Below are 10548 nucleotides of genomic sequence, written 5' to 3' on the forward strand. Positions count from 1 at the left end.
TTGAGTGCTGCGAGTACGTGCCGCCTGAGCAAGACTCAATTGCACATCACCGGATGCGCCCCGGTAGCCGTATGCCGGGACCGCCGCGGGCGCCGCGCTCGGGTAGACGACGGTGCGGGGCGGGGTGAAGATGGCCGAGAGGATGACACCGGTCAGAAGACCGATGCCCGCTGCCGCCCAGACGTCACCATTACTATACCCACCATAATACCCGCCATAATGTCCACGGTGGCCGTGATAATGGCGGTATCCCCGCCCGGCACCGGCAATGGCCGGCGTCGCGGCCAGAAAGAAGACCGTCGCCAGAACGATGATATTTTTTTTCATGGCACCCCCCTGTCTGTCCCGGCGGGCGCGAACCTTCGGGATGATCGTTCAGCGCCTGCGTGTACCAAAACTAATACAGTTTCCGATAATTTTCAACGCTGAAATCCTGCCGCCCCGCCCCGCTGCACTGCCGGTGCGCGGGCCGGGCGTGGCAGTCATCCCCCCTGCGACCCGGCGGAGGCTTTATGGCGGAACGCAACCTTCCGGTTTGATTTTTCCGCTGCGGCGTTTTAAACTTAGGCATTATGCAATCCCTTCAAAAAAACGATAAGCCGACGGCGTCATCGCATGCAGCCATAATCCGCGCCAGGAACCTGAGCCGGACCTACACCCTCGGGGAGAGCCGGATCACGGGCGTCGATGCCGTCGATCTGGAGATCGCGGCGGGGGAGCTGGTATTGCTGACGGGGGTCAGCGGCTCCGGCAAGAGCACCCTTCTGTCCCTCCTGGCCGGTCTCGACCGCCCGACGGCCGGGGAGCTGACCGTGGCCGGCCGGGACCTCAGCCAGGCATCGGGTGCCTCTTTGGACGATTACCGCCGTCATGTCGTCGGCATGGTCTTCCAGTCCTTCAACCTGATGCCGACCCTGGACGTGCTGGAAAACGTCTGCCTCCCGGCGCTCCTGGCCGGCCGGCCCATGGCGGATGTCCGCAAACGGGCCACCGAACTCCTCGGATGGCTGAACCTGGGCCCCCGCCTTGCCCACCTTCCGGCCCAGCTCTCGGGCGGGGAGATGCAGCGGACCGCCATCGCCCGGGCACTGATCAACGACCCGGCGGTGATCCTGGCGGACGAACCCACGGGAAACCTCGACAGCCGGAACGGGGCCGTGGTCATCGATCTGTTGACCGAACTGAACCGCGCCTCCGGGAAAACCATCGTCATCGCCACCCACGGGGGCCTCGCCGATAAGGCAGCGACCCGGCGCATCCGCCTCGGGGACGGAAGAATCCAATGGGACGGCTGATGTTTCTCCTGCGCCTCTTCGGGTGGTTCAGCCTCAGGAATTTCAGGCTTCACCGGAGCCGGACCGTCGCCGTGGTCCTGGGGATCGCCCTGGGTGCGGCCGTATTCACGAGCGTCCGGCTGTCCATCAACGCCTCGGTCGACGCCTTCGGAAGGAGCATGGACCGCATCGCCGGCAGGGCCGACTGGACGGTCGCCCGGCCCGGAGGCCGGGTCCCCGAGGCATGGGTGGCCTTCCTCCTTCGCCATCCGGCGGTCGACAGCGCATCCCCCCTGCTCCAGACCTATGTCCGGCCGGCCTCGGGACCGGGTGCGCCCTTTCTTCTCATCGGCCTCGATCCCCTGCTGGACCGGCCGTTTCGGGAATGGACTCCGGAGCGGGCTGCGAAAAAGGCTTCGGGTAACGCCCCCGGCGACACCCCGGAGACGTCGGCCACCCTGGACCTTATGACCGATCCGGCCACCCTGGTCATGGGCGGGCGCCTCTCGGACGAACTCGGGGTGGCGGCCGGGGATACGCTCCCCCTGGTCGGGGTCCGCCGCATCCAGGATTTCAGGGTGCTGGGCGTCCTGGGCGGGGAGGGGCTTTCCCGGGTCGACGGGGGCCGCATCGCCGTGACGGACATCGCGACCTTTCAGGAATTCACCGGGGGAACCGGGGAGGTCGATCAGATCGACATCCGGCTCCGGCCGGGCGACCCGACCAAGGCCGCAGAGGTCCTTCGGGCGTCGCTTCCGGAGGGCATCCTGCTGTCGCGGCCCAATGCGGCCAAGGAGAGCGGGCTGGAGATGATCCGGGCCTACCAGGTCAACCTCTCGGTGCTCAGCTTCGTCTCCCTGTTCGTGGGGATGTTCCTCGTCTACAGCCTGGTGGCCCTCAATGCGGCGTCCCGGCGCCGGGAGATCGCGATTTTGCGGGCCGTGGGGGCCTCCCGTCGGATGGTGTTCGCCCTCTTCCTCCTGGAGGGTGCCTTTTTCGGCATGGCCGGATGGGTCCTGGCATTTCCCGCGAGTTCCGCCATGGTCGGGCTTCTGGTGGAGGGGATCGGGCGGACCATCTCCACCCTCTTTGTCCGGGTGACCGTCGATCAGCTCAACCTGGATGCCTGGGAGGTGCTCCTCTCCTTCGGCGTCACCCTGGCCGTGTCGATTCTGGCGGCCGTGGAGCCGGCCTGGGAGGCCATGCAGGTCTCTCCCCGGGAGGCCCTGTCGGCGGCCCGGACCCGGGCCTCCGTCCAACGGATCTCCCGCCGCCTTTTCGCGCTTGGCGTGATGTTTGCGGCCTTGGTCTGGCCCCTCTCCCGCATGCCCCCCGTCTCCGGCATCCCCCTGCCGGGCTACGTGGCGACCTTCATGCTCTTTGCGGGGTTTTCCCTCATGTCCCCCTTCTTCCTGGGGCTCATCAGCGTCCGGCTCTCCCCCCTGCTCCGCCGCGCGGCCGGGGAGCCGGCGTACCTGGCCGGCCGGTACCTGCGGGACAGCGGCGTCCGGGTGGCCGTCTCCGTGGGCTCCCTCATCACGGCGGTCGCCCTTTTCACCGCCCTGGTCATCATGATCCACAGCTTTCGGGGGACCGTGAACCTCTGGGTCGCCCAGACCGTGAGCGGGGATCTTTTCGTCACGCCCCGGCTGGGCGAGATCAACCGGCACCGCACCCCGTTTCCGGAGGAGGTCGCACGCGCCATCGAGGCCGTCGATACTGCTGCGGACCGGGTCCATTTCCGCCGGTTCTACCTCACCTACGGCCGGGTGCCCTACCAGTTCGAGGCCATCGATTTCGCGCCCTTTTTCCGCCATGGGGGCTACATCTGGACCGACGGCGATCCGGACGAGGCGGGGCGGGACCTTTTGGCCGGCCGGGGCGTCATCGTGTCCGAGGTTTTCGCCAACCGAACGGGGCTGGGCGTGGGCGGCATCTTCCGGGACCGGATCGACGGGAACCCGGTCGAGGCGCCCATCCTGGGCGTGATCCGCGATTACCGGTCCCAGGGCGGCGTGGTCTTTTTCTCCCTGGACCGCTACGAGGCCATCCGGACCCGCGGCGGGGGCCGGCCCGCCCCGGAATGGAGCGGCGTCCGGTTTTTCTTCCGGGAGGCCGGGCCGGACCGCGATGTGAAGATCGACCGTCTGAAAGCGGAGATCGCGGCCCGCTGCGGCGACCGGATCGACATGATCGCAGGGCCGGAATTGCGGCGGAACATCCTCCGGGTGTTCGACGAGACCTTTTCCATCACGACGGTGCTCCTCCTCATCGCGCTTCTGGTCGCGGCCCTGGGCATCGCCACGACCCTCACGGTCCTCGTGCTGGAGCGGTCCCGGCAGCTCAACACGATCTTCGCCGTGGGCGGCAGCCGCAGCCAGATCCGGCGGATGATCGTCTGGGAGGCGTCTCTCATGGTGGCGGCCGGGGAGCTGGGGGGGCTTCTCTGCGAGGCGCTGCTCTCGCTCCTCCTGGTGTTCGTCATCAATCGGCAGTCCTTCGGGTGGACGTTCATCTATCAGGTGGACTGGGCCGCCCTCCTCCTGTCCCTGCCCCTGATCTTCGCCACGGCCATGCTGGCCGCCCTGCCGGCCGTGCGGCGGGTGTTTCGCGAGCCGCCGGCGATCGTCCTGCGGGAGGGGTGATCCCCATGAATGAAAAGGATGAAGACGGATGAACCCGATAGTGATCCGGCCGGTTCGCGATGCCGGCAGCCGGTTGAAACCCATGCGCGCCGCGCTGATTTCCATCGCTGCCGCGGTGCTGTCGGCACTGCTGTGGCCGGCGGCCTGGGCCGGGGGCTACGCCCGGGTCACGGGGCCCTGCGGGCTCGTCTTTCCGCAGGACCACGGACCCCATCCGGACTACAAGACCGAATGGTGGTACTACACCGGGAATCTCAGAGCGGAAGACGGGCGGCACCTGGGGTTCCAGCTCACCTTTTTTCGCAGCCGAGTGGTTCCGCCGGGCGGGGGAAAGAACCCGAGCCTGCCCGCGTCCGGGTGGCGGGCGGAAAACATCATTCTGGGCCATGCTGCGGTTTCGGACGTGCCGGGCAGGCGGTTTCACCATGACAGCGAGGCCGCCCGCGACGTTCTCGGCATGGCCCATGCCGGAACCGCCTCGGACCGGACGGCCGTGGCCCTGAAAAAATGGTCCCTCGAGATCACGCCGGACGCCCACCGGCTTTCGGCCGACGCCCGCGGCTTCGGCATCGATCTTACGCTTCGCCCGGAAAAGCCCCCGGTTCTCCACGGAGATCAAGGCTACAGCCGAAAGGGCTCCACTCCGGAGCGGGCGAGCTGCTACTACTCCTTCACCCGCCTCGGGGCCGAGGGCGTCATTACCGTGGAAGGGGCTTCCTTTCCGGTGCGCGGCCAGGCCTGGATGGACCATGAATTTTCCACCTCGCCCCTGGAACCCGGCCTGGTGGGCTGGGACTGGTTCAGCCTCCAGTTGTCAGACGGGACCGAGGTCATGATCTACCTTCTGCGGACCCCGGACGGGTCGTTTCATCCCGCATCGAGCGGCACCTTCGTGGAAGGGGACGGCCGCAGCCGGCACCTCGACCGGGGCGACCTCCGCGTGACGGCAGAGAGCGTCTGGAGAAGCCCCCATTCCCGGGCCGAGTATCCTTCGACATGGCGGATCGAGATCGTGCCCCTGGGATTGCTCCTGGATGTGCGCGCCAATCTGCCGGACCAGGAGATGGCGGAGGGCGGGGCCGCTGGGGTGGTCTACTGGGAGGGGAGCGTGTCGTTTTCCGGGGTCCGGGCGGGCGCCCCGGTGGCGGGCGAAGGGTATGTGGAACTCACGGGGTACGCCGAGCCCCTGGACGTGTTGAAATAAGAAGGGGCGATCTGGCTCCGGGGCCGGAAGGTCGGCCGAACGGCCGGGTAAATCCCGGGCGAACCGCCTGAGAGATCTTTCCGCGTTTGATGAAAATTCAGGGCGTGTGAGGGGTATTTTGCAATTAAAATCTAATGGTTGTCTATGAAAATATATCGTCTTGACATCGTTTGTTTCCGTCTTACTTTCTACACAACATTTGGAGGGTATAACCTTTTTTTTTAAGCGCTTACTTATTTGAAACGTAGAGCGTATCTTGGTTCAGATCTTATATTCAGCCCTGCTGCTTTATGGTTTCTTACACAGGTTAAACGGGAGAGTGTACTGGCCCATGACGGAAGAAAAGATGGAAGACAGATCGATTGAAGCGGACCTTTCAGACGACCACGCGGAAAGCCCCTTTGAAGACGGCGGGATGGGGGAGTCGGAAGCCGGGGCGGAACAGACCACAGAGCAACTGAAATCGGAGCTTCAAGAGGCGGTGCGGGCCGGAAGGGAGTTTGAAGACCGCTTCATGAGACTCTACGCGGAGTTTGAAAATTACAGGAAACGGGCCGCCCGTGAGGCCCAGGATACCCGAAAATTCGCCAACGAGGCCATGGTCAAGGAGATGCTTCCCGTCATCGACAACCTTGAACGGGCCATCCAGTCCTCCTCATGCCGGGAAAACACCCAGGAGGATGCAAGCGTCCGCATCCTAGAAGGGGTGACCATGACCCTCAAGGAGATCCTGAAGGTCATGGAGCGGTTCCATGTCAAGCCGATCGAGGCGCTTGAAAAACCGTTCGACCCCAATTTCCACGAGGCGGTGGGGCGGGAGGAGAGCGATGAATACGTCGACAACATCGTCATACGGGAGTACCAGAAGGGCTACCTTCTGCACGATCGCCTGATACGGCCGGCCATGGTGGTGGTGTCCCGGGCGAAGCCATCGCCCCCGGCTGTGGAAGAGGCCGTGTCGGACGATCATGGAGTGCTGCAGGAAACCGGCGAAGAATGAAATCATGCGAGACTTGCATTCGAATATGCATCCTAAGGAGGAGATTAAATGGGTAAGGTAATAGGCATTGACCTGGGAACGACAAACTCTTGTGTGGCAGTCATGGAAGGAGGGGAGGCGAAGGTTATCACCAATCCCGAAGGGGGGCGGACCACGCCCTCGGTGGTGGCGATTTCAGAGTCGGGCGAGCGCCTGGTCGGAATGATCGCCAAGCGCCAGGCGATCACCAACCCCGAGAACACGGTGTTCGGCGTCAAGCGGCTGATCGGACGGAAATTCGACTCCAAAGAGGTTCAGGGCGACATCAAGATCCTCCCGTTTACCATCCAGAAAGCCGGCAACGGAGACGTACGGGTCAACATTCGTGACAAGCAGTACAGCCCCGCCGAGGTGTCGTCTTTTATTCTGAGCAACATCAAAAAGACCGCCGAAGAATACCTGGGGGAGACAGTGACGGACGCCGTCATCACCGTTCCGGCCTACTTCAACGACAGCCAGCGCCAGGCGACCAAGGACGCCGGAAAGATCGCCGGGCTCAACGTGCTCCGGATCATCAACGAGCCGACCGCGGCCTCCCTGGCCTACGGACTCGACAAGAAAAAAGAGGAAAAGATCGCGGTCTTCGACCTGGGCGGCGGAACCTTCGACATATCCGTTCTTGAAATCGGCGACGGCGTCTTCGAGGTGAAGGCCACCAACGGCGACACCCATCTGGGAGGCGAAGACTTCGACCTCCGCCTTATCGATTACCTGGCCGATGAATTCAAAAAGGACCAGGGGATTGACCTGAGGAACGACAAGATGGCGCTTCAGCGCCTGAAAGAGGCGGCGGAAAAAGCCAAAATGGAGCTGTCGAGCTCCATGGAGACGGACGTGAACCTCCCCTTCATCACTGCCGATGCCAGCGGCCCCAAGCACCTCAACATCCGCATCACCCGGACCAAGCTGGAGGGCCTGGTGGCGGACCTTCTGGACAACCTGGAGATGCCCTGCAAGATTGCCATGAAAGACGCCGGACTCAGCAACGCGGACATCGACGAGGTGATCCTGGTCGGCGGCATGACCCGCATGCCGGCGGTTCAGGAGCGGGTGAAAAAGATCTTCGGCAGGGATCCCCACAAGGGCGTGAACCCGGACGAGGTCGTGGCCGTCGGCGCCGCCATCCAGGGGGGGGTGCTGAAAGGCGACGTGAAGGATGTCCTCCTTCTCGACGTGACCCCCCTGTCCCTGGGCATCGAGACCCTGGGCGGCGTGATGACCAAGCTGATCGAGAAGAACACCACCATCCCGACCAAGAAGAGCCAGGTATTCTCCACGGCCACGGACAACCAGCCGGCCGTGTCCATCCACGTGCTCCAGGGTGAGCGCGAAATGGCCGCCAACAACAAGACCCTGGGCCGCTTCGACCTGGCAGATATCCCGCCGGCCCAACGGGGCGTGCCCCAGATCGAGGTTGCCTTCGACATCGACGCCAACGGCATCGTGAACGTCTCCGCCAAGGACCTGGGAACGGGCAAGGAGCAGGCGATCAAGATCACCGCCTCCAGCGGCCTCAGTGATGAAGAGATCAAGAACCTGGTCAGGGAGGCCGAACTGCACGCCGATGAAGATAAAAAGAAAAAAGAGCTCGTCGAGGCCCGCAACCACGCCGATGCCCTGATCTACCAGACGGAAAAATCCATCAAGGACCTGGGGGACAAGGTGGATGCATCTCTCAAGAGCGATGTCGAGGCCAAGATCGGCGTCCTCAAGGAGGCCATGAAAGGCGACACCACCGACGAGATCAAGCGCATGAGCGATGAACTGATGCAGGCATCCCACAACCTGGCCGAGGCCATGTATAACCAGGCATCCCAGAAGGCCGACGGCGGGGGCAAAAGCGACGCGGGCCCCAAGGGCGGCGCCCAGTCCGGCGGCGGCTCCGATGACGATGTGGTGGATGCCGATTTCGAGGAAGTCAAGGACAAGTAGATGTAAGGCCGCTTACCCCGGAATTCTCATCCCAGGTTCCTCATCTAAAGACAAAGATCTCAAAAATCCCGCGTCGGGTCCGGCGCGGGATTTTTTTCCGCTTTTCGGGATCCGCGCTGGACGGCGAGGGCGAATTCCTTGGGTGCGGACTATTTCCTCCGCCATACACCGGCGTCGTCCTGGAACCATTCGCCGGGCCGCGTCAGGTCCCGGAACTTTACGGCAAACCGGCGGCCGACGATCTCCGCCGTGGTGCCTTGCTCCGCCGCGATGCCCGCAAAAAGCACAGACCGGTCGGCGTTTTCGGCCTTCACGACCTCCGCCTTCTCTGCCGGGCCTCTGAATTCCAGGTAGCCGCTGCTGTTTTCACCGACGACGCCCCTGGCCTTGAGGGCGTCGATCGCGGGGATGCGGGCTGCCATCCGGGATTTTACATCGTCCTGGCCCCGCGCCGCAACGATCAGCAGGACATGACAGATGATGATGGTGAGCAAAAGGGTCACTCGTTTCGACGGCATTTCTTTCCTCCTGAAGGGATGAAACGGTTCAATTCTTTCGGGATTCCTGCGATGGCTTGGACGTTTCGTTTTTCCGGTATTCGTAGACGTCGCCCATGAACTCATCCAGGGCGCGGTCCACCTTGACGTTGACGTCGATGGTGATATGGATGGGTTTCACCTCGACGGGTTTGAGTTCGACCTGATGATACGTCCGGCAGCCCTGCATGAGCAGGAACGACGCGAGCATCAGCATCCGCAGCACGTGTTTCGCCATTTGCCTTCTCCTCGGTAATGAAAATACCGGCAGATTCGTCCCCCTTCCGCCGGCGTTCGGGGTATTTTATTGAATGTTGTCCATCAGGCCCCTGTACCGGAGGATCTTGTCCAGGGGAAGACCCAAATTGACATCCAGTCGAATGCCCTGGAAAACCGATCCCGGGTGGTCGGCCGCCACCCGGACGAACCCTCCGAATTCCTTTTGGTAGACAAACGGCAGGGGCGCCGTCGGTTTGCCGTCGAACTGCAGATTCAGCCGCAGGTTTTCGCCCTCGGTGGTGATCCCGAGTTTGGCCCAGGCATATTCATAGGATTTGAGGGCCTCCACCGCCAGGTCGATCTGGGCGAACTGCGGGGTGTTTTCGGGAATGCCCGCCGTCAGGACCCGGGCCTCGGTGACGTGGATCACGCCGCCGTCGCCGGGGGTTGAATAGAGGAATCCGTCGTCGAATCGCACGGTGCCGTTCCGGAGCCGGATGGGCAGCCGCCCGTTGACGGCGCCCCGGCCCTCGGCACGGGCCGCCCCGAGCTGGTCGAGCAGGCGGGCGAGGTTGAGGCGGTCGCAGTAGAGGATGAGTTCGACATCCGCCATGTCGGGTGCGATGCGCAGGGATTGGGTGCTGACCGTCCCGCCGCACCAGGTGAAGCGCCCTTTTTCGATCAGGACGGCCGTGTCGGGCTCGATCTGAAAGCGGAGGCCGACGTCCTCGATCCGGATTTTCCCCAGGGTCGCCTTCCCGACGGCAAGCCTCTGGTCCGGTGCGCTCCGAAGGGTCGGCAGCGCCGGAAAATGGAGGTCGAGGCGGATATCTTCCATCCGCATATCCCGCGCCTTTGCCGTGATCCGCCCGCCCGCAAGGGAGGCCGTCATGCCGCCGCCGGGGGCAATGCCGCCGCCGAAGTCCATCCGTCCGTCCACTGAAAGGGTCCCCTCGACGGTCATGCCCTTGGCCGTCTTGGCGAACCGGCCCAGGTCCAGCGGCGTTGCCGGCCGATACCGGGCAGACCAGGCCAGGCCGGACGGTTTTTCCGGGGCGAGAAACGGGGATTCCCCGCTGAGCTTCAGGACCAGGCCCGGCAGGAGGCGGGCGGCAAAATCCCCATCGAACCGGAGCCCATCAGGCCGGGGGTGGAGCCTCCCCTTCAGCGCCCCCATGTCCTGCCTGTCCCACCGGAGGGCGCTGAAGGACAGGGACCCGGCGGCCTCGGATGCGCCCCAGGGCCATGTCAGGGGGAGGGACAGGCGGATGTCTTCGACCGATGTCCGGCTTCCCGGCACTGTGACCGCGGCGCCGGCCAGGTCGGCCTTGCCGTCAAAGCGGAGCCCCCCTTTACGGGAAAAGATGGCATCCCCGGACAGGGCGAGAGACGGCAGGCGGGCCGACGTTCGGCTTTTTGCCGGGCCTGCCGTGAGGGTCGCCTCTTCCCCCGCAAGCTTCAGGGTGCCGCGAACCTCCTCCGCGCCCTCGAAGCGAATGTCGCCGTCTAGGGTAACCGCCTTCACGCGGAGATCGACCCCCGGGGCTTCGGCCCGAACCGGGCCCGCGTCGAGACGGCACCGGACGGCGCCCGCGTCGGATGCCCCCTCTCCGGAGAGGGTGATTCGGGGCAGGGGGACGTGAAGGCTCACCCGGCCCACCCGGAGGGGTGAGGCCGTCCCGGCGTCTGCCGGGTTCCG

Annotated in this window: 9 protein-coding genes; 5 read left to right on the plus strand and 4 right to left on the minus strand. The window is 64.2% G+C overall.

The features are described from left to right. On the minus strand, positions 1-327 hold a 327-nt coding region (locus ACEW8N_RS14305; RefSeq protein ID WP_373500513.1), incomplete at its 3' end, for a hypothetical protein. Positions 328-572: 245 nt separating this feature from the next. Between ACEW8N_RS14305 and ACEW8N_RS14310 the strand changes: the two genes are divergently transcribed. The 5 genes from ACEW8N_RS14310 to dnaK all read left to right on the plus strand — a co-directional run bounded on the left by ACEW8N_RS14310 (position 573) and on the right by dnaK (position 8094). Next, positions 573-1295 carry an ABC transporter ATP-binding protein gene (locus tag ACEW8N_RS14310; RefSeq protein WP_373500514.1) on the plus strand — a complete coding sequence of 241 codons (723 nt, stop codon included), beginning with the start codon at positions 573-575 and terminating at the stop codon, positions 1293-1295. Then, positions 1283-3919, plus strand: a complete 2637-nt coding sequence (locus ACEW8N_RS14315) for an ABC transporter permease (RefSeq protein ID WP_373500515.1) — start codon at positions 1283-1285, stop codon at positions 3917-3919. Before ACEW8N_RS14310 ends, ACEW8N_RS14315 begins: the two co-directional genes overlap by 13 nt. A 28-nt stretch (positions 3920-3947) precedes the next feature. After that, positions 3948-5123: a lipocalin-like domain-containing protein gene (locus ACEW8N_RS14320; RefSeq protein ID WP_373500516.1), complete on the plus strand. Its 1176-nt coding sequence runs from the start codon at positions 3948-3950 to the stop codon at positions 5121-5123. Positions 5124-5454: 331 nt separating this feature from the next. Further along, the gene (grpE, locus tag ACEW8N_RS14325; protein ID WP_373500517.1) at positions 5455-6123 is read left to right on the plus strand and encodes a nucleotide exchange factor GrpE; all 669 of its coding nucleotides are present in this window, start codon (positions 5455-5457) and stop codon (positions 6121-6123) included. A gap of 48 nt (positions 6124-6171) precedes the next feature. Continuing rightward, positions 6172-8094 (plus strand): molecular chaperone DnaK, encoded by a 1923-nt coding sequence (gene dnaK / locus ACEW8N_RS14330; RefSeq protein WP_373500518.1) that lies wholly within the window; start codon positions 6172-6174, stop codon positions 8092-8094. Positions 8095-8243: 149 nt separating this feature from the next. Here dnaK and ACEW8N_RS14335 read toward each other — a convergent pair whose 3' ends face one another. The 3 genes from ACEW8N_RS14335 to ACEW8N_RS14345 all read right to left on the minus strand — a co-directional run. Beyond that, complete coding sequence (locus tag ACEW8N_RS14335; RefSeq protein ID WP_373500519.1) at positions 8244-8612, minus strand: YdbL family protein; 369 nt, start codon at positions 8610-8612, stop codon at positions 8244-8246. Positions 8613-8640: 28 nt separating this feature from the next. Continuing rightward, entirely contained in the window at positions 8641-8868 is a 228-nt protein-coding gene (locus ACEW8N_RS14340) for a hypothetical protein (protein WP_373500520.1), read from the minus strand. Between the two features lie 66 nt (positions 8869-8934). Beyond that, a partial coding sequence (locus ACEW8N_RS14345) for a YdbH domain-containing protein (protein ID WP_373500521.1) occupies positions 8935-10548 on the minus strand: 1614 nt, incomplete at its 5' end.

The sequence above is a fragment of the Desulfococcus sp. genome, from assembly GCF_041737845.1.
In the GTDB taxonomy this organism is placed as follows: Bacteria; Desulfobacterota; Desulfobacteria; order Desulfobacterales; family Desulfococcaceae; genus Desulfococcus.